The sequence below is a fragment of the Acinetobacter kyonggiensis genome, assembly GCF_900107285.1.
Classification (GTDB): domain Bacteria; phylum Pseudomonadota; class Gammaproteobacteria; order Pseudomonadales; family Moraxellaceae; genus Acinetobacter; species Acinetobacter kyonggiensis.
On record NZ_FNPK01000009.1, the window covers coordinates 1 to 25,267 of the forward strand.

The following is a 25,267-nucleotide window of genomic DNA, read 5'->3' on the forward strand; positions in this document are numbered from 1 at the left end:
AGTGGACATAACTGTAATTTTATTTTCATAGACGGATTTAAAATGAGGTTATGTCCTTTTTATTTCAATGACTTAAAAAGTTGAGATTGGCGTATACTTCTATATTTTAATGACTACATTTCTAAATGTTTTTAAATTTGATGATTAACCATTAATTCAATTTTTGTCACTTTCTGCCGAATTATTTCAGGGATAGACATTTTAAGCATATTTTCTTTATCCACACAAACCATCACCGCTTCGCCTAATGCAACAATAGCCTGCTGCTGCTCACTCCATAATAAATAACTCATTCGAAGCGCACTATTACGCATTTCTTCTACACGCGCACCAATTTTAAGTTGATCTGGATAAAAGACTGGACGAATATATTTGCACTGATTTGATGCAACCACTGTATAAACATCATGTTGAAAAATATTAAGTTCATCCATATAACGAATGCGAGCACTTTCTATATAACGATAATACAGCACATTATTTACATGACCAAAAGCATCCATATCACCCCATGCGACTGACTGTATATGAATAATGGGATAATCTGACAGCATTAACATTAACTCTACTCGCTATATTTTAATTTCTACAAAATTTGCATTATTTTCAAATATTAAATTTAACTGTTTGATCAAATCATCCTGACCTTTTAAGGTAGACTTCACCCGTAAATAATTTATCATTACGTTATCTGGATATAATTCAAGCATTTTATTCGCTTCTTCTTCTCGTGCTGTTGCTGTATAGATATGCCATTTTGCAAAGGAAAATACAGGTAAAGAAGGATATTTATTTTCCCAATATTCAATCCGCTGCTCAACCTTTAAATAATCAGGGTTTTGCTTTAATAATTGCTGTTGGAACCATAAATAAAAAACGTCTTGATTAAATTGTTCATCTAATAAATGTAATGCCAAATCTTCATGTTGTTCACTCATTTCTGGCATACGAGATAATACTTTTAACCATAACGTCTTTATCTCATAATTTCGATTATAAATTTGATCTGCCAAGTCTAAATAACGCTGTTGTAAATTTTGTAAACTTTCCATATCTGCTTGATCAAAATCAAGTAATAACTGTTGTAGCCATGCTTGTTTGGTTTCGGTGCCTAAATGTCCATATTTATTCGAACGCAAATACATCCACGGAAATTGAAGGGCAAACTTCCCCCATAGTGCTGTTAAACGTAAATCATAGGCACTTTTTACATCGTTTAACCAAGGTGAAAGCTCATGCTGATTTAAAAACTCAAGATGGGTTAAGGCTTGTTCACTGTCATTTTGCGCAAGGTAAATTTCAATCCGTTGAATTTCAGCCAATTCAAATGCCATGGCATTGGTTTGATTTAATTGTGCAAGTGCTTGTGGATATTGTTGCTGCATCCAATAGAGTCGTGAATCAATAATCCCTTTTAATAAACCCGATTGAGAAAAAACACCTTGAATAAATGCATGTTGGTCTTGAGCAGCTTCTAATAACCAAACCACCGCTAATTGCTCATAAGGATGCAAATTTTTAAAATTAAAAATGGTTTCTAATTTACGTTGCTCTCGGGTTAAATAACGCTTAATAAACAACCAAAATAATTGCGTCATTAAAGACAGCACAGCGAGAGAAATAAAAATGATCCAAATATTGGTTTGAATTTGCCATTCACGCCAATATAAATAGACATAACCTGCACCATAACCGTAACTTAAAACACTCAGTACTGCGATTATAATTAAACTAATAAAAGCATATGCAAGTAAAACCTGTTTCATTAATTTCTTACCCCAATAATGCACGCGTATTTAAAATTGGCGTAGGAATAACCGTAAATCCTTTTATTTTTTGGATATTTTGAATCAGTTGTCGTGACTTCTGATCGGGTAGCTGATTCAGTAGTTCAATCATTTGTAGCAGCGATTTTTGGTATTCTAGATACTGACCTTGTTGCAAAGCCTGCTGTGCAATTAATAGTCGCAATTGCACTTCTTTTAAAATTAAAGGTCTTTGCATTAAAGCCACGGCGGGTTGCTTCGCAGGTTCAATCACAATCCAACGCTGCCAAAAATATTTATTTTGTGGTTGGCTTGCATTTAATTGTGGCGTCTTGATTTCTTGTGTTAATGCTTGATCAAGCTGACGCATAATCACATCGAGTTTTTCTTGCTGAGCAACTCGAGCACTCACAAATTGCTGAATCACCTGTTGATCTTTCTGAATCACCTGATGCAAACTTTGCTTCAATGACGGTGCCAAAGCATATTGCTCTAGATTACGATCGAGCTGCATGAGTTTATCTAAGGCATCATTAAATTTTTGCTGTTGCAACATAAATTCAATTAAATCTAGTTGCTGCTTCACAACAAAAATCGGATCTATGCTTGAAGGTTGTATTGTTGTTACATCAGGTTGATTTGGACTGACCGACGCATCTTTAACATTGACATGACGTTGTAAAGCCACGAGCTGGTCATTTAAATTTGCATTGCTTTGTTCAATACGGTGCAGACTATTGCTGAGTTCTGTCTGTTGTGCAGTAATTTCAAATACGTCATAACTTAATTTTAAAATCCAGAGCAGACCTAAAACGAGTAATAAAATGAAAATTTTCTTCATGTGTTCCCTTGCACAACTGCAATCTGCTGCAAAATTGAATCTGTTTTTAAATCAGATAATCGCGTGACATTAAAACATGCTGGATGATTTTTTTTATAATCTGAAACAACTTGATACAAGCGCTGCCCCAAAACCAAGTAATGCCCTTTGGCAATAATCTCATCTTTAGCTTGCATGAGATCAATCCAATTGATCCAGCTCGCTTCACTACTCACCACCATATAATATTGTTTTTCTTGTGCCAATTTAGCCAATAAATGAGGGAAATTCTGTTGGGTCAATATAGGGCAACGACGCTGATATAACACAAAATTGAGAATATCTATGCCTTGCTGTTTCAAATGATCCATCATAAACAGACGACCGCCTTCACCACGCCAAAAAGCAATACCCGTCCCCGCACTCAAGGTTTGTAAAATGGGCAGCTGTAACATCCCCTCTGATGTTTCCACCAAAGGAACTTCTGCCGTAATCCCATATTTAGCTAAAGCTTGCGCTGTCGTGTCCCCGACGGCAATCCACTGGATATGCTGAATAGCCTCAAGTGATAAAGAAGCTTTGCTTAAATAAGCCATCCCAATTTCAACCGCTGTTGGGCTGACCACAACAATCACCTGAGTAGCAGGCAATCGTTGATAAAGATCTGATAGGCTGTCTGACCAAGGCTGGGCCACCAATTCCAATAAAGGTAAATCCAACACTTCAATTTGAGCCATGCGTAATGCATGACTCAAATTTTCGGCACGATCTTGGGGACGTGTATTAATAAACAACATTTTAATAGAACGCTTTAAGCAAATCGCCTGCGCCTTGTTCAAGTAACTTTTGAGCCAGCGTTTCACCCAACTGTTCAGCTTGCTCAGGAGTACCCTTAAGTGCAACTTTCAATAAAGTTGCACCATCAACACTACCGACACGACCTTCAATGTGGAGTTGACCTTGACTTAAAGCGGCATAACCTGCAATGGGCACTTGGCAACCGCCTTCCAAATACGCATTGAAAGCGCGTTCTGCACGCACACAAATATCGGTTTCATCATGTAACAGCGGCAAAATAAGATCCAGTACCGCTTGATCCGCAGCACGACATTCCAAGCCCAATGCACCTTGTCCGACGGCAGGTAAACTAATTTCAACTTGTAAGGTATGACGAATACGATCTGCCAAACCGAGGCGCTTTAAACCCGCACTGGCCAAAATAATGGCATCATACAAACCTGCATCTAATTTAGATAAACGCGTACCAACATTCCCGCGCAAGTCAACAATTTCAAGATCTGGGCGCTGTTTTAAAATCTGGCATTTACGACGCAGACTTGAAGTACCGACTTTTGCCCCATGCGGTAATTCAGCAAAACTGTGATATGTATTTGAAACAAAAGCATCCAACGGATCTTCTCGTTCACAGATCACCGCAAGCGTTAATCCTTCAGGCAATGCCATAGGCACATCTTTCATAGAATGAACAGCTAAGTCAGCACGACCATCAAGCAATGCTTCTTCTAACTCTTTCACAAATAAACCTTTGCCGCCAATTTTGGCCAAAGGCGTATCTAAGATTTTGTCACCTTGCGTCACGAAGGTCACCAACTCAACTTTAAGATCAGCATGCATTGCCTCTAAACGGGCACGAATATGTTCGGCTTGCCATAAGGCAAGCGGGCTTTGTCGAGTTGCAATCTTCAAAATTTTCATAAATTTTAGAAACAGTCAATAAGTGCGTTGTTCTAAACTTAACGTGCTGACTTAAAAATGCAAGTAAATTTGCGCACTTGTTGTCAGCAAAACCATGAACATCCGCTTTACATTTTCTGTATTCGCTCTCTTAAATGCGGCAAATGACGCCTGCTCACGGCCAAACGCTCCTCCAGTTCACGACAACGAACTTGATACTGTCCTGAACTAATCACTTCGAGTCCATCCAAAAAATGTACTGAAACCAAGGCATTTCGATGAATGCGAATAAATTGATCGCCAAATTCATTTTCTAAGTCTTTTAAGGTTTCATCAATCAGTAAATTGCCATTCTTATGGCGTACCGTGACATATTTTTGATCTGCTAAAAAATAATAAATATTTTCTACAGGTACTAACTCTACACCTCGGTAGGTTTTCGCCACGATTTGATGGCGTTTTATGTTTAATTCGTCCATATCTTCTTTTTGTTTTAACGTGCTCATTTGTGCTTGAGTCAGTTTTGTTAAATGATCTAAAACCTGTTGCAATTCCTGCTGCATCACGGGTTTTAATAAATAGCCCTCTGCATGTGACTTAAATGCATCTAAAGCATGTTCGTCATAAGCAGTACAAAAGATAATGGCGGGCATAAAATCAAGCTGACGCAAATACTGTGCACAACTCAAGCCATCCATTTCAGGCATTTGAATATCTAAAAGTACGACATCTGGCTCGTGAAATTGAGCCAGATCAAGCGCCTGCTGACCATGTGTGGCTGTTGCAACGACTTGATGCCCTAGTTGAGTGACTAAACGTGATAAGCGCTCTACTGCGAGAGGTTCATCATCACAAATTAGGATGTCCATTTCTCCTCCTTTCCCAGTCAACATCATTTTTTTTATAGGTTAACTATGATTTCTTATTTATATCGATATTGCACAACTGTGGTAAATATCCCCTTCCCTGCATAGGTCTGAAAGACCACACCGCGTCCATAATAAGCTTGTAAACGCTGTTTTACATTATCAACTGCAATTCCATTTCCTTGTCGTAATGTTATTTTATCCTGTGTGTAAGGGTTAGTAATGACTATATTGACTTGATTTTGCAATATTTCGACCAATATACTTATCGTACTCTTTGTTAAGAATTTTTCAACTCCATGAAAAATACTATTTTCAACTAAAGGTTGTAAAGTTAATAACGGAATTTGTATATGAGAAAAGAGAACTTCCTCATCATATTTCCATTCTACTTGCAATCGATCACCTAATCGAATCTGTTCAATGGCTAAATAACGCTGACACAGTTCAATCTCATCTCTTAATCTGACTAATTTAAGCTCTTGAAAACTTGCACGAAATAACCGTGATAAATTCAATAACATTTGCTCCGCTTTATCGGGGTCGATGCTAATTAAACTAATCACACTATTTAAACTGTTAAACAAAAAATGTGGATGGATACGGGCTTGCATGGCTTGAACACGTGCATTGAGTTCACTATTTTGTTGTCGTGCCCATTGCTCGCGCAAATACAAATAGCGAAAACAAAATGTCCCAATCAGCACCCCATAGCCCAAATGTAACATCACACCATCAAATAAAATATCTGCTGTTAAATGATGCAAGTGAAAATTTTGTCCGAAATAAATCAAGCCATTGAGTGCAACAGTGGTCAGCAACAAAATAACTTGCAACAGAATAAAGCCAGTACATAACGCTTGTGCAAAACTTAAATGCTGAAATTTTTGCTGAAATCGTTCAATCAATGCGACAAAACACAGTAAAATCCAATTGATAAACAACATATATTGCAGCAATCGGTCTACACTTAAAGCGCCCCATGATTGCGCTTCTGCTAAAGCTAAAATCATCGCCAAAATATTACTGGCAATAAATAATTCGATTAAATGTTGCCAACGCCCGATTTTCGTAAAAAAATAGGCGTATGTCTTATTTCCCTTTGTATGAGCAAAAGTTTGGTCATCTTGTCCTTCGGCAAGTGAACCTGAATTTGTTATACTGTTCTTAGTTCTAATGCTTTTTATCTTATTGAGCCGACATGACCACATCTTCTAATTCCTCAAATCCGTCACAAACCCAAACTTCGGGTATGTGGGGCGGTCGTTTCTCTGAAGCTACTGACGCTTTTGTTGCTGAATTTACAGCATCTGTACAATTTGACCAACGCTTTTATAAACAAGATATTGCAGGTTCTATTGCACATGCAACCATGCTCGCAAAAGTGGGTGTACTGACTGAGCAAGAACGTGACGACATCATCACCGGCTTAACTGCAATTCAGGCAGACATTGAAGCAGGTAACTTTGAATGGCGCATTGATCTAGAAGATGTACACATGAACATTGAGTCGCGTTTGACTCAACGTATTGGGATCACAGGTAAGAAATTACATACCGGTCGTAGCCGTAACGACCAAGTCGCAACAGATATTCGTTTATACGTGCGTGACGAAATTGATGCGATTTTAACATTACTGGAAAAATTACAAAAAGGAATTTTGGGCTTAGCAGCTAAAAATACCCAAACCATTATGCCGGGCTTCACCCATTTACAAACAGCACAGCCTGTGACTTTTGGTCATCACTTAATGGCATGGTTTGAAATGTTAGTGCGTGACTCTGAGCGTTTGATTGACTGTCGTAAACGTGTCAATCGCTTACCTTTAGGTTCTGCTGCGCTTGCAGGCACAACCTATCCGATTGAACGTGAATACACTGCGGAACTGTTAGGTTTTGAAGCCGTGTGTGAAAACTCACTGGATGCGGTTTCTGACCGTGACTTTGGCATTGAATTCAATGCGGCTGCATCGCTTATCATGATGCACTTGTCGCGTATGTCGGAAGAAATGATTCTTTGGACTTCTGCACAGTTCAAATTTGTCAATATTCCTGACCGTTTCTGCACAGGCTCTTCCATTATGCCGCAGAAGAAAAATCCAGATGTTCCAGAACTCATTCGAGGTAAAACAGGTCGCGTCTATGGCGACTTAATGAGTCTTTTAACCCTGATGAAAGGTCAGCCTTTAGCGTATAACAAAGACAACCAAGAAGATAAAGAACCCTTGTTTGATGCGATTGATACTGTTCGTGGTTCACTGATGGCATTTGCAGACATGATTCCTGCGCTTGTACCCAACATTGAAATTATGCGTGAAGCTGCACTGCGTGGTTTCTCAACAGCAACCGATCTGGCCGACTATTTAGTTAAGAATGGCGTGGCATTTCGTGATGCCCATGAAATTGTCGGTAAAGCGGTCGCACTGGGTGTTCAAGAGTCTAAAGATTTATCTGAACTTACACTTGAACAATTACAACAATTCTCAGATTTAATTTCTGAAGATGTCTTTGAAAAAGCCCTCACGCTAGAAGCTTCTGTCAATGCACGTAATCACATTGGTGGGACTGCACCTGCTCAAGTGGAAGCAGCGATTGCACGTGCTTATACTCGCTTAGAAAAACTTTACGCTTAAGGAAGAATGAGAGATGTCTCGACAGGTTTTTTGCCGTAAATATCAAACAGAAATGGAAGGCTTAGACTTTGCACCTTTTCCGGGTGCAAAAGGTCAAGAATTTTTTGAAACTGTATCTAAACAAGCTTGGCAAGAATGGCTAAAGCACCAAACGACGTTAATCAATGAAAAACGTTTAAATGTGTTTGAAGCAGATGCGAAGAAGTTTTTAGAAGAACAACGCGAAAAATTCTTTAGCAATGATGAGTCTGTGGAAAAAGCTGAAGGTTGGACTGCCGAAAAATAAGGTATGGCCTTATTTTCTGTAAGACTAGCACGCTACACTGGCTTTAATTCGTAAAGTGTCTACAATTTAAGATTTAAAGCGATATTCATATCGCTTTAAATAAAAAGCCCCTTTAAATGGGGCTTTTTTGCTCTCTATTTGCACGAAATTCTGTTTTTAAGCGCAACAGTTCACTGGTTAGAACCCGAAAAGCATGGCGATGTTTCAGTCATTTTTTAACATTTAGAAATAACTGTAAACCGAAACTACATTTCTAAATAAAACGATACATTACAACACAATAACCTACATGACTCTAGAAACTCATTCTCTTATACTCAATCCCAAGAAGATGGTTAAACATCTTATAAAAATACAAGTATTTTCGATTTCAATTCTAGATTTCCCCCAAAATCTAGAATTTTTTTTGTCTCGCATTTTTTTGATGATTTTTAAAACCAATCCATTGAAATAAAAAAACGCCTTCATAGAGGCGTTTTGACTGAATTCTTCAAAGCGCACCTTAAGGCTGTTTAAGGTAAGGCCATGCGGCTTTTAAATAAATAAACATTGACCACAAAGTTAGAATTACCGCGGTATAGAGCAAAAGATAAGCCAAGGTTTCAAGCGGTTGCCAATTCAACAAGAACACTGAAATTGCAATCATCTGAAAAGCCGTTTTATATTTACCCACAGTCGATACTGCAACACTGGTACGCGCACCGAGTTCTGCCATCCATTCACGCAAAGCAGAAACCGTGATTTCACGTGAAATAATCACAATTGCGGCAAATGCCATCGAAATACTGGGTTGCCATTGCACCAAAACAATCAGTGCAGCTGCGACCATCAGCTTATCTGCAACAGGGTCAAGAAACCGACCAAATGCAGAGGTTTGATTGAGTGAACGTGCCAAGTACCCGTCGAACCAATCTGTTATAGCTGCAACCACAAAAATAGCCGTTAAAATCATGTGACGAGTCATGTTACTGTCTTGCTCAGCAGCACCGATTATTGGTGGCCAATAAGCCACCAACAAAAAAACGGGTATTAAAGCTATACGCGCCAAAGTCAAGATATTTGGAATATTCAGGATTCGACCTGTAGTCATAGACACCGCCAATGTTCCCCTTTATGTACGATGAAAAACCACACATATTCTGAGAATTGATTCATCGTTAATTCAGACTCACTTTATACGAATTGCTATACAGTGTCACTAGGCAAACACGGTAACTGTCTGCCTAGAAATTGCAATCAATCTATTTTCCGCATCCCACAGATGTGCATATTCGGTGGAATAACCTTCTGCCGCATAGTCAGTAAATACTTTATATTTAAACCAATCGTATAATTGGTGCTGTACTGGATGAACATAAGTCACATGCCATGTCAGGGAACTGGCAGGTGCCAGTGTTTGAAACATCGGCAATACCCCCGGTGGCCAGATATCTAGTAAGGTCATCAGTTCTGCAACCGTTAATTCATCGTTTGCATGCTGAGTTGGATTAAAACGGAACCAGCCGCCAAAGTCAGGTTTCGCACTGGCAGTACAAGGATAATTGCCTTCTGCCCAGCACACATCAAATTGTTGATAACACTGTGGCATCGCGGCCTGCTGAGGAAGTTTAGCGAGGCTTTGTGGCTCTGGATAGATAGGCGCTGTTCGCTCTTGTTTTACTTGAATGCTTGATTCACGCTGTGTACCAAAACTGGCAATTAAAATACTTTGTACTGCATCATCTTGCCATAAACGCACTTCAATGGTGGTGACTGACTTGCCTTGTCTTAAAATTTCAGCCGTGAGTCGTGCCTTACGTTCTTGTACTGGACCAACAAAGGTGACACTGGTACTGAGTAAGCGTTTTGCTGGATCAGCGATGGTCACCAAAGCCTTTTGCATCATCATCCCTGCCACTAAACCACCATAAATAGTGCGTCCTTGTAACCAACCTTGCGGGATATTGACCCACTCATCTTGTTCAATTTCTGTGAATAATTGGCGCAATGACATGCTTTGTCCTTTATCGTTTTTGCTTTACGCTATCTTTCACTGATTTTGTAGTGTTGTGAATGATCAATGACTCATGCGTCAGTGAGCATTTTTGCTAATCGGCCCTAAATGGCTTCATGCAGAATTTTATAAATGGTTCTCGCCATGACTTCCCCCAGTCCAGATACCAGCATGAGCTCTTTTTCTGAAGCTTTCAGCACGCCTTGAATGCCACCAAAATGAGTCAATAAATCACGGCGACGTTTTGGCCCTAATCCTGGAATGGCTTCTAAAACCGAGCCACCGCGTTTTTTATCGCGTTTGGCACGATGTTTGGTAATGGCAAAACGATGGGCTTCATCACGCACCTGTTGAATCAAATGCAGTGCTTTATGGTCTTCTGCTAATTGAATTTTTGTGCCATCGGTGAAATGCAGCGTTTCCAACCCCGGTTTGCGCCCTTCGCCTTTAGACACCCCCACCATAAATGCATCTAATCCAAGTTCTTGCATCACTTGCATGGCCATGTGCAATTGACCTTTACCGCCGTCAATCAAGAGTAAATCAGGCAACATGGCTTTTTTATAACGCCGTGTCAGGGCTTGGCGCATGGCAGCATAGTCATCACCGCCAGTAATATCTTCGATGGAAAATTGACGATAATCACGTTTTCGTGCACCGCCAGTATCAAACACCACACAAGAGGCAATCGTGGCTTCGCCCATAGTATGTGAAATATCAAAACATTCTATACGATCAATCGGTCGCCCCACCACTTGCTCAAGCTGATGAAAACGCTCATTCAATTCAAAATGGTTGGCCAGTTGCCCTTTAATCGCATGCTGAACATTCATATTTGCCAGCTCAAGCCACTCAGCACGGGTTTCTCGTACCTTGTGCTTAATCTGCACCTTTTTATCAAATGCCTGTTGTAGTGCTTGCTCTAATTCTTTGCTGTTTGGTAATTCGGTATTGATAATCAACTCATTGGGAACTTCATCTGCCACCTGAAAATAAAAGTTCGCCATAAAGTCCGATAACATTTGCCCTAAATCATCGCCCAACATATCAGGGAAATAGCTTTTCCCACCGAGCATTTTGCCATTGCGGACATACATAATCTGCACACAGGTCACCCCTGCATGATAGGCAATCGCCAGAATATCCGCTTCACCTTTGACTGTATAAATCGCTTGTTGTGACTGCACATCACGTAGCAGTGCCATACGATCACGGTAAAATACTGCTTTTTCAAACTCCAAAGCTTCAGCAGCAGCTTCCATTTTGGCAATCCACTCTTGATTGAGTTCTTTAGTATCACCCTGTAAAAATCGTATCGAATTTTGAACATCTTGCTGATAATCTTCAGGCGAAATCAAACCAACGCACGGCGCGGTACAGCGTTTAATTTGATACTGCAAACATGGACGTTTACGCTGTGAAAAATAGCTATTTTCACATTGGCGCACATTAAAGAGTTTTTGTAAAACCAACAAGGTATCGCGGGCATTGTATGCACTTGGGTACGGGCCAAAAAATTTACCTTGCTGATGTTTGCCCTTCCCCCGCCCACTGGCAATTCTTGGATATGGCTTGTCACTGGAGATAAAAATATAAACGTAGGATTTATCATCGCGCAACATAATATTGTACGGTGGTCGATGCAGCTTAATCAGATTTTGTTCAAGCAATAAGGCTTCTGTTTCGGAACGAACAATCAGCGTTTCAATGTCATAAATACGGGCCACCAACGCCTGTGTTTTGGGATGCTCGATGGTTTTTACAAAGTAGCTCGACACGCGGTTTTTCAGATTTTTTGCTTTGCCGACATACAGCAATTCACCGTCTTTACCGAGCATGCGATAAACACCGGGCAAGGTTGTCATATGGGCTAAAATCTTTTCAATATTGTCACGTGCGTTTTCGTTCACGACAAACCTATAATCTAAATAGACATGACATGATGTGATGCTTTTACAGGCTTTTTCAAGCTTTAAATCGGTAAATCTAGTTTCACTGAATGGAAATAAAAATATTTAACTTTATCAAAATGATGATCTATATTTTGCTACACGACATTTGACCCATCAATGACCTGCTGAATAAAAGCCAATATGCAATATGGATTTCATCCACTTAAAAGAGCATGACTGAACCTTTTTTATCATGCACTTTTTGAGATTGAACTTGTCAATCAACACATAATGCACCGTTCATTCGATTCAACGCATCCCACGCAATGATAAAAATTGCGCTGCAAAAACTATTGCAGTGTGATATTGAGTGCTTGGCAAAAAGCCTCTTTATTTCGCGGTGAAAGTAAAATAAATTTTGTTTGCCCATCTTTTAAATAATCAATCCGCAAACGATCTAAAGACAACGCTGGCGATGAAATGGAAAAGTCTGTTTTTGTCACTTTTTGAATATTGGATAGCGGAATTTTCCATTTAAAAAATAAATAGGTAATGACCAATGTGTCTTTATCAATCACATATCGGGTATTGAGCACAGGCCACCAAATCAACACAATCGTTAACGTATAGACCACCGCAAATAATAGGTTTTGACTGAGCGTCCCCTTTGCATACATGGTCAACACTAGCTGTAGCAACAGACCAGACATCGCAATAAAAAAAGCTAAAATCCACCAATCTATTTTTGAACGAAACTTTTGCATAGGGCTTCCTTGGTTAGGCTTATATCTTACACAAAGCAAAGTCGATGAAACATAAAAGACCTATTTATTTTATGGATTTAAACTTTTTCTTTAAATTGTAATCTGGAAAATGCACGTACACCAAGCTTGATCCTACAGCGAAACATGCATCACGCCATGCTCTTTCAAAAGGGCAATTGACTTTTTTGACTAAAAACCAAGATAAAAACAGCTTGAAATTAAACTCAATCACCCAATATATAACAGGCTTAAAAAGTAAAAAATGTGAACTGAAACAAAAGTTTTATAACATTGCAATAAAATATATCTAAAAATGAACTGTTAAACATATGGGATTATTGAAAAAAAATTGATGACCCTTGCGTCACGGCTTGATACAACTTGTTATGTTCTTTTTAGATATAGTTATCGTAAGATTAGCGAAGTTTAATGTACGTGAAAACTGCGTACATACTTCAAAACATCAACTTAAGAAGTCCTCCAAAATAAAGGAGATCAGGCATGATCCACGCTGGCAATGCCATTACCGTCCAAATGCTTTCGGACGGAATTGCAGAATTCCGCTTTGACTTACAAGGTGAGTCGGTCAACAAATTTAACCGTGCAACCATTGAAGATTTTAAAGCCGCTATTGAGGCTGTAAAAGCCAATAGCGACGTTAAAGGTTTAATCGTGACAAGCGGTAAATCAACATTTATCGTTGGTGCAGACATCACTGAATTTGGTGAGAACTTTGCTCAGGGCGAAAAAGCAATTATGGAATGGGCAATGCCTGTTCACGACATCTTCAATGCTTTTGAAGATTTAGAGCTTCCTAAAGTTGCTGCAATCAATGGTATGGCATTGGGCGGCGGTTTTGAGATGTGCTTAGTCTGTGACTACCGTGTCATGTCTGATGCCGCTCAAGTTGGTCTGCCTGAAATCAAACTCGGGATCTACCCAGGTTTCGGTGGTACGGTTCGTTTAAGCCGTGTCATTGGTATTGACAATGCAGTTGAATGGATGGCGATGGCTAATCCTAAAAAACCTGCTGCAGCACTGAAAGATGGTGCGGTTGATGCGGTTGTTGCTGCTGACAAACTTAAAGACGCTGCTATTGACTTGGTTAAACAAGCGCTTGCTGGTCGCGTAGACTGGAAAGCAAAACGCCAAGAAAAACTTGATCCTGTGAAGTTAAGCCCAATCGAACAAATGATGGCGTTTAACTCTTCTAAAGGTATGGTGCTTGCAAAAGCAAACCCAGCTCAATACCCAGCACCAAAATTATTATTGGATTCTTTACAAGCAGGTGCAAGCCTTCCACGTAACGAAGCCTTAAAAATTGAAGCTGAAGGTTTTGCTAAAGCTGCGGTAACACCACAAGCAGGCGCATTGATTGGTTTATTCATCAATGACCAAATTGTGAAAAAAACCTCGAAAAAACATGAAAAAGGTGCGCATCCTGTCAACCAAGCTGCAGTATTGGGCGCGGGTATTATGGGTGGCGGTATTGCTTACCAAGCGGCAAGCAAAGGCACACCAATCATCATGAAAGATATTGGTAATCCACAACTTGCACTAGGTATGTCTGAAGCGAACAAATTGTTGACCAAACAAGTTGAACGCAAAAAAATGACTGCTGCAAAAATGGGTGAAACCCTTGCACGTATTCGTCCAACTTTAAGCTTAGATGAGTTTAAAGAAGTGGATATCGTGATTGAAGCGGTAACTGAAAATCCAAAAATCAAAGCGGCTGTGCTTGCGGATACTGAAAAATCAGTGCGTGAAAACACCATCATTGCATCAAATACGTCGACCATTTCAATTACACGTTTGGCAGAATCGCTACAACGTCCTGAAAACTTTGTCGGTATGCACTTCTTTAACCCAGTTCACATGATGCCTTTGGTTGAAGTGATCCGTGGTGAAAAAACGTCTGATGAAGCAATTGCGACGACTGTGGTTCTTGCTCAGAAAATGGGTAAAACACCAATCGTAGTCAATGACTGCCCAGGCTTCCTTGTAAACCGTGTATTGTTCCCTTACTTCGGTGCATTTGACCTTCTTCTTAAAGATGGTGCTGACTTCCAACAAGTCGACAAAGTCATGGAAAAATTCGGCTGGCCAATGGGTCCTGCTTATCTTATTGACGTTGTCGGTATTGATACAGGTGTTCATGGTGCTGAAGTCATGGCGGAAGGTTTCCCTGACCGCATGAAGCCTGACTACAAAGGCGCGATTGAAATCATGTACGAAAACAAACGTCTTGGTCAAAAGAATGACGTTGGTTTCTACAAGTACGAACTTGATCGTAAAGGCAAGAAAGCCAAAAAAGTTGATCCAACAGCTTATGAGCTTGTTGCATCTATGGCGACCACTGAAAAACACGAGTTTGATGCACAAGAAATCATTGATCGTATGATGCTGACTTTCTGTAACGAAACTGTTCGTTGCCTAGAAGACAACATTGTAGCGACTGCTTCTGAAGCGGATATGGCAATGATCATGGGTGTAGGTTTCCCTCCATTCCGTGGTGGCCCATGCCGTTACATCGACCAAACGGGTGTAGCTGAATACGTAGCACTTTGCGACAAATATGCACACTTAGGTAAAGCTTATGAAGCGCCACAAATGTTGCGTGACATGGCTGCTAACAACAAAAAATTCTACGGTTAAGGAGCAACGTGAATGGCTACTTTAAATCCACGTGACGTTGTCATCGTTGATGGCGTACGTTCAGCAATGGGTAAAACCAAAAACGGTATGTTCCGCAATGTACGTGCTGACAGCTTATCTGCTGAATTGGTTCGTGCTTTAGTTGCTCGTAACCAGTTTGATGTCAACGAAGTTGAAGACCTAATCTGGGGTTGTGTTAACCAAACCTTAGAACAAGGCATGAACATTGGTCGTAACATTGCGTTATTGGCTGACTTACCAAAAACTGTTGCAGGTCAAACTGTTAACCGTCTTTGTGGTTCATCTATGCAGTCAATTCATACTGCTGCGGCTCAAATTGCAACCAACCAAGGTGATGTGTTCATCATCGGTGGTGTAGAGCATATGGGTCACGTTGGTATGATGCACGGCATCGACCTGAATCCTGAAGCATCTAAACATTATGCAAAAGCGTCGAACATGATGGGCTTAACCGCTGAAATGTTAGGTCGCATGAATGGCATTTCGCGTGAAGAACAAGATGCGTTTGGTGTTGAATCACACCGCCGTGCTTGGGCTGCTACACAAGAAGGTCGTTTCAATAATGAAATCGTGGGTGTTGAAGGTCATGACCAAAATGGCTTCAAAATCCTATGCGACATCGACGAAGTAATTCGTCCAGACGCTAACCTTGAGTCATTCAAATCGTTACGTCCTGTATTTGATCCGAAAGGCGGTACGGTCACTGCGGCAACATCTTCAGCTTTGTCTGACGGTGCTTCTGCAATGTTACTGATGTCTGCTGAACGCGCTCAAGCATTAGGTCTTAAGCCACGTGCTGTAATTCGCTCTATGGCGGTTGCAGGTTGTGATGCTGCGATCATGGGTTATGGTCCAGTTCCAGCAACGCAAAAAGCACTTAAACGTGCTGGCTTAAGCATTAGCGACATTCAAACATTTGAATTGAATGAAGCATTTGCTGCACAAGGCTTGTCTGTCATGAAAGGCTTAGGCATTTATGAAAAACAAGACTTGATTAACTTAAATGGTGGCGCAATTGCACTGGGTCACCCATTGGGTTGTTCTGGTGCACGTATCACTACGACATTGCTGAACGTAATGGAACAGCAAGATACGCAAATTGGTCTTGCGACCATGTGTATCGGTTTGGGTCAAGGTATCGCGACCATTATCGAACGTGTTTAATACACTAATTTGATATAAAAATCCTCGCTTTGGCGGGGATTTTTTTATTGCATAAAATGAAGTCTCGATCTTTTATTGAAAAGCTTTAAATTCAAAAACATGAACTAGACAGAACAATATGTAGCAAATTATTATCACGATTTCAACAAATAATAAGGTTCTAACAATGTTTAAAAATATGGCAGCCGATTTAATGGGAACAAGCGATATCGGTAAAATTATTGAACCGAGAGATTATGATAAGACTGATATAGATGACTATATTTTTCATGAAGACAATGAAAAAATATTTTTTCTAATCAAAGCTAAAACAGATGAATATTGTTTTACCAATACTGCTTTTATTCATCTTGATGGTACTAGTGCGGTGAGTAAAAAACGGACTTTAAATCGCTATCCATATAAACATTATCAGATCAGTCGAGTGTTACTTGAAACGGCGGGTACGATTGATCGGGACGTTGAACTCAAGTTCCAACTTGGAACAGCAACTTATTCAATTGATATTGAAAAATCACAAATTGAGAAAGTCCGTGATTTATATAAGGCACTATTTAGTATTGGCGAGGCATGCAAAGAAATTGAACGTCAAACATCAACACTGATGCAAACCCAACAAGCCGTGAATAATATGTTTTCTCTGCGTGAGCTGCCTGAACAAGTTGTACTTAACTTACCCGACATTATTTGCCAAACCACACTTCAAGTTGAAGAAAATCTGACTAAACGTCGTAAACAAATTGAAAACTATGATTTTTCTACAATTTTTGAACGCTATCTCAAACAATAAATAGCATTATAGAATTACCGTCAAATTGAAAAAATACAGTCTCAATCTGATTTAAACATTTGGAATATTTAATATTTTTTGTAAACATCCTCGCTTTTGTGGGGATTGTTTATTATTGTTCTATCAAGATTTTTATAAGTATTTATTACTATTTAATATTCAAAATACTGGGAGTAAATGGATGTTTATATCACTCGCAAAGACAACGATTAGTTTAGGGATCATTGGAACCATACTCACAGGCTGCGCAACCAAAACCCTCATCACCAAAGATATGCAAACCTATACCAGAACCAGCAAAGTGACGCTCGTTGAAGATACTGTGGTCGCTTTTGGCAAACCGGCTCAAACAACAACCAATTTACCGCAAAATAGTTTGGTCATTGCTGGACAAAAAAATAGCTATATTCTGACTCAAGGTGGTGCACAGTTTGTCAACTTAATCAGTAAACTTGACCCCAGCAATATCCAAATAACCAAAGAGCTACAATTTTTCTCTGAAAAAAATGATGGTCATTTTTCAGGAATCCTGCCTTTATCTTATGTCAAGTTACAAGAAGATATTAGCAAAAAGGATTTAGCATTTTTTATTGAAAATGGGGCAGAAGAATGTTCAACTTCAAGTGATAGACGCATGAATGCTCAACGCTTTTGCTTTAATTTAAAATTAGCAGGCGTGGTCTACCCTGTTGCGAACAATATTGCTTCGCTCAAGGCATTAAGCAAACCTTATCAAGTGACGATCTATACCAACAATCAAGAAAGTTATAAATCAAGTTCAAAAATGAATCCCTTAGAAAAATTGGTTTTACTGCCATTTGCGGTTGCCATTGATGTTATTTCTTTACCTTTTCAAGCGGCTGAAAAGATTTTTGATTAACTCAATTTAGGGCAGAATATTTTAGACATGATCAAATGTGTTTAATGCTCAAATCGTTTGAAATACCCCGCTAAGTGCGGGGATTTTTATTATGATTTAAAGACCTTTAAAGGTACGGTGAATTTCCCCTTTCCTTCACAAGTGATAGAATTTTTTTCATCTAAAGCAAACATTAGCGTCTCAAATTTTTCAAAACCATGCTTATTATGTTCTTGTGATTTCTCAGTATAACTTTGAATAAATTAACATCAGGTCATCGCAAACAATTAATAGCATGTAACCATTGCGCAACATCATGTTATAACTCTGTAATTTTAGTGGAATATTCACACAATTAAAGGTGACTTATTCAGCATATGTCCAAACTTAAAAACAATAAGCGCTACCATACATCACTTCAAATATTCCACATTATTTATTCAGGATTGTGACTCATGAATGCTCTTCAAACTGCTATGGCACTGGTTTTCGTTGCAGCTACGACTTCAGCGATGGCGACTACACCTGTAGAAGCAACTCCAGCTGCAAAAGTTGCCACTATTCAAGCACAAGTTAAAGCAGATGCAGTTCAAACGACAACTGCTGCAAAGAAACAAGCCAAAACCACAACGACTGCTGTTACAAACAAAGCGACTGAAGTGAAAGATGCGACTGCGCAAAAAATTGTTGCTGCAAAAGATGCAACCATTACTCAAACTGCTGAAGTAAAAGACGCTGCTGTCGCACAAGCAACTGAAGCAAAAGACACTGTTGCTGCTGAAACAGAGGAAGTAAAACAAGCTGTAACTGAACAAGTTACTCAAGCTGAAGAAAAAGTTGAAGCGGTAAAAACTGAAGAGAAAAAATCATTCTTCTCTTGGTTTAAAAAGAAAGCTGCGTAATTTTGGCTTAAAATTAAAGTATTGATAAAAAAGGATGCTATTCATTAGCATCCTTTTTTTAAATCAGAATATACGTGTTTATGTAGATGGCAGCGCATCGTGCTATTCAGGGCAGTTACCGCTGGTTGGGACAAATGACCGATCTCATTTCACCCATTAACGGTTGATCACACCAAATGAAAATTGCTCTCGACTAATTTGTACATTGGTTGCATTACGGTCTATACCAAAAGGTGCGAGCATAATATACAAACCTTCTCGGGGATCTGGGGATTGCAAACCTTTTGCAATTGCCAAAACATGTTGCTGCAATGCCAGTGGCAAGTTGTTTAAATCTGGCATTGGCCCCTCAGGCACAAGCTCTAAAGTGGTCACAATGGTTGGATCAACCACAAAGTTTTGAGTATCTAGCTGTATTTTCATGACTCTATGCTGCAAAGCTTTGACTTCTTGAGGATCTTCCTGATATTGAATCACCCCTGTTTCAGCTCTTAACTCAGGTTCTGCTAATGTTCTTAACATCGGCAGTTCAACCGTATCGGCAAAAGTCGCAGAGATAGGAAAACTGACAGCAAGTGTAACAATCACAAAAGACGCATATTTTAGGAGATTCATGGTAGCTCTACTCAAAAAAATAAAAGTAAATAAACAACCTTCAACACCTGTAATTATATAATAAACCATCGAATGAATGACTTTTGTTCTGATCAATGGTTTTAGACAAATTCCAACTTTTGTTAAAAAATACTTTAATTTTCCCTCTTTAACGAGATCAAATCCTGCATCAAAAATACAACATTAAATTCACTAAAATTTTAAAAAATCATAATGTTAACTTCGTTGTACGACATGAATATCTTGTCTATAAAGCAACTCACTAAGACTTTATTTTTTCACTGTTCCTACACGCATAAGCACAGGAAATGTTACATCTAAGTATTCAGGTGCAGTTTTTAAGGCAGTTGAAATCAACTGAAGTGGATCATCAGAATGCTGCTCTTGATAATGTTTTAGTGCTGACCATGTATTTAAATAACTCAGCAGTTGTTGCGCTGTCCATTGATAGTGTAAAGATAGCGCTGGTACAGCCTTTTCTTGAAAAGGAAATGGGATAGTTTGATAGCGTTCATCAATATAACGGCGCTCACTGTCCCAATAATCCTTTAAGGTTTCAAAATACAACTGTTGAATCAAACGATTCAGTGCAGCATCTTGCAGCTGAATTAAGCCATAGCCAATAGCCGCCACCACACCTTGCGGTTTAAGCACGCGTTTCACTTCAAGATAAAATGCCTCAAAGTCAAACCAATGTATAGCTTGAGCCACCGTGACCAAATCTATAGATTGCGTGGGAATACTGGTCTGCTCTGCCGCTTGCACTTGATAGCTGACATTGTCGAAATAAGGCGCATGTTGTAACTGGGCATCACTGATATCGGTTGCCACCACATGATCGAAATACGGTGCTAACAGTTGGGTGAATTGTCCAGAACCCGCGCCACAATCCCATGCAAAGCTATTTTCAGGCACATGCTGTAAAATTTCTTTTAAAATCTGTATGGAATAATTTGGACGGGCTTGTTTATAAAGCAAACTATGCTGAGAAAAGAGATCTTTCATTGTTTTAATGTTCAAATCAATTTTTATAAAATGACTATACTCAGAAAAACAACCCACTGTCATGCAACTTGTCTAACAATTTTAAGCATAAAAAAAACCCTCAAACATTGTTTGAGGGTTTTTTGAATATGGTGGCGAGACCCAGGTTCGAACTGGGGACACACGGATTTTCAATCCGTTGCTCTACCGACTGAGCTATCACGCCAATGCCGTGTATTAAGCCGTATCTCAGGACATTAGTCAATATAATTCATCACATTTTTATTTGATTGAATATTTTTTACCCAAAAAAAATCCCTGATGGGATCAGGGATTGAAATCTTTAAATAGATTTTGAATATGGTGGCGAGACCCAGGTTCGAACTGGGGACACACGGATTTTCAATCCGTTGCTCTACCGACTGAGCTATCACGCCAATGTCGCGTATTAAACAGTTTAAGTGTTTTTCAGTCAAGTTACTTTTGTGCTTTTTAAAACAACCGTTTATTTTTACAGCAAATTCATCCTGATTTGATTATTTTTTATTTAATACTCCCTCTGTCATTTAACCTTTGACACTTTTTAACCCATAAAAAAACAGCTCAATGGCTGCTTTTTTATCATTCAATCCAGCTTAAATTTTTTCTAAATTGGCTAAGCAACGATGAATTGCGCCACACCCAGGTTCAAAGACTTTAACGCCTTTGGCTTCTTCCATACGACAAACTTCACTCACCAGCCTTTCCGCAACACCACGCCCACGGTTAGCAGGATGAACCACGATATTTTCCAAGGTCTTACTTTCCCCTTGTCCAGTGCACCAAATTACCCCAATCACTTTAGTATTAAATTCTGCTGTGTAAACTAAGGTATACTGAGCCAAGTTTTGCTCTAGTTGTTCAATGGCATCCTGCCCATCACTAAATTCTGGGCTGGTGTCATACAGTCGCTCAAGCTGGCTGCGCACTTCGTCATTTTCTAGTGAAGTATAAGCATGTACGGTAATAGGCATTGATTAACCCTCCTGAGCAATCTAATATGCGGTGATTTCGTCACCGCGAAAAAACATTTTACATCATCATTTTTGACGTTTTTGAGGAACGTGTCTATGACGCAGCGTATCAGTGAAGTGGTAAGAAACACGAACGAAACTAAAATTCGAGTTCGTGTGAATCTTGATGGTACGGGTCAAGGCACCCTCAATACAGGTATTCCATTTTTAGACCATATGATTGATCAAATCAAGCGACACGGCTTATTCGATATCGACATTCACTGTGATGGTGATTTAGATATCGACGATCATCATACCGTAGAAGACTGTGGTATCACGCTTGGTCAAGCATTTGCACAAGCCTTGGGTGACAAAAAAGGCTTACGTCGTTATGGTCATTTTTATGCACCACTGGATGAAGCTTTAAGTCGTGTCGTGGTCGATTTATCTGGTCGTCCCGGCTTATGGATGGATATTCCATTCACTCGCGCACGTATTGGCACCTTTGATGTTGATCTATTCTCTGAATTTTTTCAAGGCTTTGTGAATCATGCGCTGATGACATTACACATTGACAACTTGAAAGGTAAAAATAGTCATCACCAAATTGAATGTGTATTTAAGGCCTTTGCACGCGCACTGCGTATGGCCTGTGAAATTGACCCACGTGCAGAAAACACGGTTGCTTCAACCAAAGGAAGCTTGTAATGACCCGTATTGCCCTTCTTGATTATGGCATGGGAAATTTACACTCTGCCGCCAAAGCCTTAGAACATGTTGGTGCAACTGTAGATGTGACCAATGATCCCAAACTGATTGCACAAGCGGATAAAATTGTCTTTCCCGGGGTCGGTGCAATGCGTGACTGTATGCAAGGCATGCATGAAGCAGGTATTGATGACGTGGTACGCAATGCTGTATTCAATAAGCCTGTGCTAGCGATTTGTGTTGGTATGCAAGCGTTAATGCAACACTCTGAGGAAAATGGCGGTGCAGATGCACTGGGTATTTTTGAAGGTAGCGTCAAACGTTTTCCCGATGTGGCCGGTTTAAAAGTACCCCATATGGGCTGGAACCAAGTGCATCAGGCAGACCCAAGCCATCCCATGTGGAAAGACATTGAGCAAGATGCACGTTTCTACTTCGTACATAGTTTCTATGTTGAACCGAAAAATGCCGATCTTGTGGCTGCAACCTGTGATTACGGTCTAGAATTCTGTACCGCAATTCATCAAGAAAACTTGTTCGCGACTCAATTCCATCCAGAAAAAAGTCATACCGCAGGTTTACAATTATTGAAAAACTTCGTGGAATGGGCTATTTAATTTTATTCTCGCAAAAAAGCCCGCATGATGCGGGCTTTTTTTATTGATGCACTATCTGCTGTTTAATCTTGGTTAAAAACCGATTATTATTTGACTGCTTGTTAAAATACCAACTAAAAAACTGGAACATAATAATGAATAATACTGTAAATGACTCTGTGCTGAATGCTGCTGGGCGCTTTAGTCGCTTTTCTTACCTTGGATGGAATGGCCTATTATTGCTTGTCATGATGCTTCTAGGCATTATCGTTGCCATAGCGCTCCCTAGTTCTGCTCCAGACACGAATCAAGACATGCCTGTCTTTGCCATGATTATTTTAGGCATACTGTATATTGCCCTCATTTACTTTAGTTTTATTTTCGCTGTTCGCCGCCTACATGACCGCAATCACAGCGGCTGGCTGTCTTTACTGATGCTGGTGCCTTTAGTGAATATTGGTATGGCGCTGTATTTAACTTTTGCCAAAGGCGATGCGTATGCAAACCAGTTTGGTTTGCCAAGAGTAACGCGAACATGGGAAAAAGTTTTGGGTTGGATTTATGTGTTAATTTTCCCTATCGGCATTTTAGCCGCCATTGCGATACCCGCTTATCAAGACTATGTGCAGCGTGCTCATCAAGGGCAAATCGAAATACAGCAAAAAGCTGAGTAAAGCGATACATCAAACACAGCTCTAAAGCCTGCACTTGTGTAGGCTTTATCTTTGCCATTACGCTTAAAACACGTTAGTCTTCAAAAAAGCTTAAGTTTTATTGCTAATGAATAATTTCAGCCTTCATCAAGTTTTACCCAGCAAAGAACAAATCCAGCAATTACCTGTATTTCAAAATCTTCCATTACAACAAATTCAGGTGATTCACTCGCTGCAACAATGTCATGCCATTGAACAAGAACTCAAAACTTGTACCCTCTTCGGTTTTGACACCGAATCTAAACCAACCTTTAACAAAGGTGAAGTTTCAACTGGCCCCCATCTCATTCAATTGGCAAGTCGTGATCAAGCCTATTTATTCCAAATTAATCCCTCAATACTTGAGTTCCTAAAAGCGATTTTTGAAAATAAAAATCAAATGAAAGTCGGCTTTGGTTTAAAAAACGATGCTCACTTATTCCGTAAAAAAGGCATTGAACTGCATAATGTAATTGAATTATCTAAATTTTTTTCAGCATTTGGCTTTAGCAACCCAATGGGGCTTAAAAATGCTATGGCGCTTTTATTTCAAGTCAACTTCCCCAAAAGTAAAAAAATAAGCACCTCCAACTGGGCACGAAAAATACTGACCCCACATCAAATTGAATATGCAGCTGCCGATGCTTATGCACCTGTACTGGTTTTTGAAGAATTATTACGTTTGGATCTATTGCCCAAAAGCATTCCCAGTCATTTATTAAAATTAAGCATGCAACCGAACACAATAAAAGCTGAAACTGATGCTTAGAAAATTGGCAATATTTTGCTAAGATTGCAGATAATACATTCTTTATAAGATTTGGCTAGGAGCGCAAGCATGCTGATCATTCCAGCAATTGACCTGAAAGATGGCAAATGTGTCCGTTTAAAACAAGGTCGTATGGAAGACGATACCGTATTTTCTGATGATCCCGTTGCAACGGCACAGCATTGGGTCAATGAAGGCGCGCGTCGCTTACATTTGGTCGATTTAAACGGTGCTTTCGCAGGTACGCCAATTCATAAACCTGTGGTTGAAGCAATTGCACGCGCACAGCCTGAACTCCCTATCCAGATTGGTGGTGGCATTCGCTCACTTGAAACCATCGAACACTATTTAGATGCCGGTGTATCTTTTGTGATTATTGGTACTAAAGCCGTTCAAGACCCTGCATTTGTTGAAGAAGCATGTAAAAAATTTGCCGGTCACATCATTGTCGGTATCGATGCCATGAATGGTATGGTCGCAACAGATGGTTGGGCCAATGTGACTGACGTTAAAGCCACTGATTTGGCAAAACGTTTTGCCGATGCTGGGGTATCGAGCATTGTTTATACTGACATCGCACGTGATGGCATGATGCAAGGCGTGAACATTGAGCAAACGGTCAATTTAGCAACCTACTCAGGCTTACCTGTGATTGCATCTGGTGGTGTCACCAACCTAGATGATGTCCGCAACTTAAAAGGTCAACCAGGTATTTTAGGTGCTATTACAGGCCGTGCCATTTACGAAGGCACATTGAACCTTCGTGAAGCGCAATCCTTATGGGATAACGAAGCTCTCTAAGT

26 protein-coding genes and 2 tRNA genes are annotated in these 25,267 nt (G+C 39.7%); 12 read left to right on the plus strand and 16 right to left on the minus strand.

Annotated elements, in window-relative coordinates; translation table 11 throughout:
- Positions 1–131: 131 nt before the first annotated feature.
- The 7 genes from BLV99_RS08765 to BLV99_RS08795 all read right to left on the minus strand — a co-directional run bounded on the left by BLV99_RS08765 (position 132) and on the right by BLV99_RS08795 (position 6,358).
- A complete protein-coding gene (locus BLV99_RS08765) occupies positions 132–560 on the minus strand; it encodes an acyl-CoA thioesterase (protein ID WP_086184361.1) in 429 nt (142 codons plus the stop codon).
- A 12-nt stretch (positions 561–572) separates the two neighbouring features.
- On the minus strand, positions 573–1,766 hold the full coding sequence (locus BLV99_RS08770) for a hypothetical protein (protein WP_092689736.1): 1,194 nt from the start codon (positions 1,764–1,766) through the stop codon (positions 573–575).
- A 7-nt stretch (positions 1,767–1,773) separates the two neighbouring features.
- Positions 1,774–2,607 (minus strand): hypothetical protein, encoded by an 834-nt coding sequence (locus tag BLV99_RS08775; protein WP_092689739.1) that lies wholly within the window; start codon positions 2,605–2,607, stop codon positions 1,774–1,776.
- Entirely contained in the window at positions 2,604–3,383 is a 780-nt protein-coding gene (locus tag BLV99_RS08780; RefSeq protein ID WP_092689741.1) for a uroporphyrinogen-III synthase, read from the minus strand. The genes BLV99_RS08775 and BLV99_RS08780 overlap by 4 nt, the downstream gene beginning before the upstream one ends.
- Before the next feature lies 1 nt (position 3,384).
- Entirely contained in the window at positions 3,385–4,302 is a 918-nt protein-coding gene (gene hemC, locus BLV99_RS08785) for a hydroxymethylbilane synthase (RefSeq protein ID WP_086184365.1), read from the minus strand.
- Between the two features lie 107 nt (positions 4,303–4,409).
- On the minus strand, positions 4,410–5,150 hold the full coding sequence (locus BLV99_RS08790) for a LytR/AlgR family response regulator transcription factor (protein WP_092689744.1): 741 nt from the start codon (positions 5,148–5,150) through the stop codon (positions 4,410–4,412).
- Positions 5,151–5,203: 53 nt separating this feature from the next.
- Entirely contained in the window at positions 5,204–6,358 is a 1,155-nt protein-coding gene (locus BLV99_RS08795) for a sensor histidine kinase (protein WP_086184366.1), read from the minus strand.
- Here BLV99_RS08795 and argH point away from each other — a divergent pair.
- Entirely contained in the window at positions 6,349–7,779 is a 1,431-nt protein-coding gene (argH, locus tag BLV99_RS08800) for an argininosuccinate lyase (RefSeq protein ID WP_086184367.1), read from the plus strand. The genes BLV99_RS08795 and argH overlap by 10 nt on opposite strands.
- A 13-nt stretch (positions 7,780–7,792) precedes the next feature.
- Positions 7,793–8,065: an oxidative damage protection protein gene (locus BLV99_RS08805; protein ID WP_004650676.1), complete on the plus strand. Its 273-nt coding sequence runs from the start codon at positions 7,793–7,795 to the stop codon at positions 8,063–8,065.
- Between the two features lie 502 nt (positions 8,066–8,567).
- Here the strand turns inward: BLV99_RS08805 and pgsA are convergent.
- The 4 genes from pgsA to BLV99_RS08825 all read right to left on the minus strand — a co-directional run bounded on the left by pgsA (position 8,568) and on the right by BLV99_RS08825 (position 12,714).
- On the minus strand, positions 8,568–9,155 hold the full coding sequence (pgsA, locus tag BLV99_RS08810; protein ID WP_004650677.1) for a CDP-diacylglycerol--glycerol-3-phosphate 3-phosphatidyltransferase: 588 nt from the start codon (positions 9,153–9,155) through the stop codon (positions 8,568–8,570).
- A gap of 108 nt (positions 9,156–9,263) precedes the next feature.
- Complete coding sequence (locus tag BLV99_RS08815; RefSeq protein WP_092689750.1) at positions 9,264–10,058, minus strand: thioesterase family protein; 795 nt, start codon at positions 10,056–10,058, stop codon at positions 9,264–9,266.
- A gap of 104 nt (positions 10,059–10,162) precedes the next feature.
- Positions 10,163–11,968 (minus strand): excinuclease ABC subunit UvrC, encoded by a 1,806-nt coding sequence (gene uvrC / locus BLV99_RS08820; protein ID WP_092689753.1) that lies wholly within the window; start codon positions 11,966–11,968, stop codon positions 10,163–10,165.
- Between the two features lie 332 nt (positions 11,969–12,300).
- The gene (locus BLV99_RS08825; protein ID WP_092689755.1) at positions 12,301–12,714 is read right to left on the minus strand and encodes a PH domain-containing protein; all 414 of its coding nucleotides are present in this window, start codon (positions 12,712–12,714) and stop codon (positions 12,301–12,303) included.
- Between the two features lie 501 nt (positions 12,715–13,215).
- Between BLV99_RS08825 and fadB the strand changes: the two genes are divergently transcribed.
- The 5 genes from fadB to BLV99_RS08850 all read left to right on the plus strand — a co-directional run bounded on the left by fadB (position 13,216) and on the right by BLV99_RS08850 (position 19,105).
- Entirely contained in the window at positions 13,216–15,369 is a 2,154-nt protein-coding gene (gene fadB / locus BLV99_RS08830; RefSeq protein WP_092689758.1) for a fatty acid oxidation complex subunit alpha FadB, read from the plus strand.
- A gap of 12 nt (positions 15,370–15,381) precedes the next feature.
- Positions 15,382–16,554, plus strand: a complete 1,173-nt coding sequence (gene fadA / locus BLV99_RS08835; protein WP_086165259.1) for an acetyl-CoA C-acyltransferase FadA — start codon at positions 15,382–15,384, stop codon at positions 16,552–16,554.
- A 166-nt stretch (positions 16,555–16,720) separates the two neighbouring features.
- The gene (locus BLV99_RS08840; protein WP_086184372.1) at positions 16,721–17,344 is read left to right on the plus strand and encodes a PH domain-containing protein; all 624 of its coding nucleotides are present in this window, start codon (positions 16,721–16,723) and stop codon (positions 17,342–17,344) included.
- 181 nt (positions 17,345–17,525) lie between these two features.
- Positions 17,526–18,224 (plus strand): YidX family protein, encoded by a 699-nt coding sequence (locus BLV99_RS08845; RefSeq protein WP_092689761.1) that lies wholly within the window; start codon positions 17,526–17,528, stop codon positions 18,222–18,224.
- Between the two features lie 434 nt (positions 18,225–18,658).
- Complete coding sequence (locus tag BLV99_RS08850; protein WP_092689763.1) at positions 18,659–19,105, plus strand: hypothetical protein; 447 nt, start codon at positions 18,659–18,661, stop codon at positions 19,103–19,105.
- 156 nt (positions 19,106–19,261) lie between these two features.
- Here the strand turns inward: BLV99_RS08850 and BLV99_RS08855 are convergent, their stop codons facing one another.
- The 5 genes from BLV99_RS08855 to BLV99_RS08875 form a co-directional block, all read right to left on the minus strand.
- Positions 19,262–19,720, minus strand: a complete 459-nt coding sequence (locus BLV99_RS08855; protein WP_092689766.1) for a hypothetical protein — start codon at positions 19,718–19,720, stop codon at positions 19,262–19,264.
- A 270-nt stretch (positions 19,721–19,990) separates the two neighbouring features.
- Positions 19,991–20,725 (minus strand): class I SAM-dependent methyltransferase, encoded by a 735-nt coding sequence (locus BLV99_RS08860; protein WP_092689985.1) that lies wholly within the window; start codon positions 20,723–20,725, stop codon positions 19,991–19,993.
- A 129-nt stretch (positions 20,726–20,854) separates the two neighbouring features.
- Positions 20,855–20,930 (minus strand) — tRNA-Phe (locus tag BLV99_RS08865).
- Between the two features lie 135 nt (positions 20,931–21,065).
- Positions 21,066–21,141, minus strand: a tRNA-Phe gene (locus BLV99_RS08870).
- A 198-nt stretch (positions 21,142–21,339) separates the two neighbouring features.
- On the minus strand, positions 21,340–21,717 hold the full coding sequence (locus BLV99_RS08875) for a GNAT family N-acetyltransferase (protein WP_092689768.1): 378 nt from the start codon (positions 21,715–21,717) through the stop codon (positions 21,340–21,342).
- A gap of 96 nt (positions 21,718–21,813) precedes the next feature.
- On the opposite strand from BLV99_RS08875, the gene hisB reads away from it, so the two are divergent.
- From hisB to hisA, 5 genes are all read left to right on the plus strand, one after another.
- Positions 21,814–22,407 carry an imidazoleglycerol-phosphate dehydratase HisB gene (gene hisB / locus BLV99_RS08880; RefSeq protein ID WP_086184376.1) on the plus strand — a complete coding sequence of 198 codons (594 nt, stop codon included), beginning with the start codon at positions 21,814–21,816 and terminating at the stop codon, positions 22,405–22,407.
- The gene (gene hisH / locus BLV99_RS08885; RefSeq protein WP_086184377.1) at positions 22,407–23,024 is read left to right on the plus strand and encodes an imidazole glycerol phosphate synthase subunit HisH; all 618 of its coding nucleotides are present in this window, start codon (positions 22,407–22,409) and stop codon (positions 23,022–23,024) included. The genes hisB and hisH overlap by 1 nt, the downstream gene beginning before the upstream one ends.
- Positions 23,025–23,158: 134 nt before the next feature.
- Entirely contained in the window at positions 23,159–23,677 is a 519-nt protein-coding gene (locus BLV99_RS08890; RefSeq protein WP_086184378.1) for a DUF805 domain-containing protein, read from the plus strand.
- 106 nt (positions 23,678–23,783) lie between these two features.
- On the plus strand, positions 23,784–24,464 hold the full coding sequence (locus BLV99_RS08895) for a 3'-5' exonuclease (RefSeq protein ID WP_092689771.1): 681 nt from the start codon (positions 23,784–23,786) through the stop codon (positions 24,462–24,464).
- A 69-nt stretch (positions 24,465–24,533) separates the two neighbouring features.
- Positions 24,534–25,265, plus strand: coding sequence for a 1-(5-phosphoribosyl)-5-[(5-phosphoribosylamino)methylideneamino]imidazole-4-carboxamide isomerase (hisA, locus tag BLV99_RS08900; protein ID WP_086165269.1), 732 nt, complete (start codon positions 24,534–24,536; stop codon positions 25,263–25,265).
- Positions 25,266–25,267 lie beyond the last annotated feature (2 nt).

Coding starts and splice junctions, on each gene's coding strand:
- BLV99_RS08765 (WP_086184361.1), bottom strand. CDS start 560: ATGTTAATGCTGTCAGATTATCCCATTATTCATATACAGTCAGTCGCA.
- BLV99_RS08770 (WP_092689736.1), bottom strand. CDS start 1,766: ATGAAACAGGTTTTACTTGCATATGCTTTTATTAGTTTAATTATAATC.
- BLV99_RS08775 (WP_092689739.1), bottom strand. CDS start 2,607: ATGAAGAAAATTTTCATTTTATTACTCGTTTTAGGTCTGCTCTGGATT.
- BLV99_RS08780 (WP_092689741.1), bottom strand. CDS start 3,383: ATGTTGTTTATTAATACACGTCCCCAAGATCGTGCCGAAAATTTGAGT.
- hemC (WP_086184365.1), bottom strand. CDS start 4,302: ATGAAAATTTTGAAGATTGCAACTCGACAAAGCCCGCTTGCCTTATGG.
- BLV99_RS08790 (WP_092689744.1), bottom strand. CDS start 5,150: ATGGACATCCTAATTTGTGATGATGAACCTCTCGCAGTAGAGCGCTTA.
- argH (WP_086184367.1), top strand. CDS start 6,349: ATGACCACATCTTCTAATTCCTCAAATCCGTCACAAACCCAAACTTCG.
- BLV99_RS08795 (WP_086184366.1), bottom strand. CDS start 6,358: ATGTGGTCATGTCGGCTCAATAAGATAAAAAGCATTAGAACTAAGAAC.
- BLV99_RS08805 (WP_004650676.1), top strand. CDS start 7,793: ATGTCTCGACAGGTTTTTTGCCGTAAATATCAAACAGAAATGGAAGGC.
- pgsA (WP_004650677.1), bottom strand. CDS start 9,155: ATGACTACAGGTCGAATCCTGAATATTCCAAATATCTTGACTTTGGCG.
- BLV99_RS08815 (WP_092689750.1), bottom strand. CDS start 10,058: ATGTCATTGCGCCAATTATTCACAGAAATTGAACAAGATGAGTGGGTC.
- BLV99_RS08825 (WP_092689755.1), bottom strand. CDS start 12,714: ATGCAAAAGTTTCGTTCAAAAATAGATTGGTGGATTTTAGCTTTTTTT.
- fadB (WP_092689758.1), top strand. CDS start 13,216: ATGATCCACGCTGGCAATGCCATTACCGTCCAAATGCTTTCGGACGGA.
- fadA (WP_086165259.1), top strand. CDS start 15,382: ATGGCTACTTTAAATCCACGTGACGTTGTCATCGTTGATGGCGTACGT.
- BLV99_RS08840 (WP_086184372.1), top strand. CDS start 16,721: ATGTTTAAAAATATGGCAGCCGATTTAATGGGAACAAGCGATATCGGT.
- BLV99_RS08845 (WP_092689761.1), top strand. CDS start 17,526: ATGTTTATATCACTCGCAAAGACAACGATTAGTTTAGGGATCATTGGA.
- BLV99_RS08850 (WP_092689763.1), top strand. CDS start 18,659: ATGAATGCTCTTCAAACTGCTATGGCACTGGTTTTCGTTGCAGCTACG.
- BLV99_RS08855 (WP_092689766.1), bottom strand. CDS start 19,720: ATGAATCTCCTAAAATATGCGTCTTTTGTGATTGTTACACTTGCTGTC.
- BLV99_RS08860 (WP_092689985.1), bottom strand. CDS start 20,725: ATGAAAGATCTCTTTTCTCAGCATAGTTTGCTTTATAAACAAGCCCGT.
- BLV99_RS08875 (WP_092689768.1), bottom strand. CDS start 21,717: ATGCCTATTACCGTACATGCTTATACTTCACTAGAAAATGACGAAGTG.
- hisB (WP_086184376.1), top strand. CDS start 21,814: ATGACGCAGCGTATCAGTGAAGTGGTAAGAAACACGAACGAAACTAAA.
- hisH (WP_086184377.1), top strand. CDS start 22,407: ATGACCCGTATTGCCCTTCTTGATTATGGCATGGGAAATTTACACTCT.
- BLV99_RS08890 (WP_086184378.1), top strand. CDS start 23,159: ATGAATAATACTGTAAATGACTCTGTGCTGAATGCTGCTGGGCGCTTT.
- BLV99_RS08895 (WP_092689771.1), top strand. CDS start 23,784: ATGAATAATTTCAGCCTTCATCAAGTTTTACCCAGCAAAGAACAAATC.
- hisA (WP_086165269.1), top strand. CDS start 24,534: ATGCTGATCATTCCAGCAATTGACCTGAAAGATGGCAAATGTGTCCGT.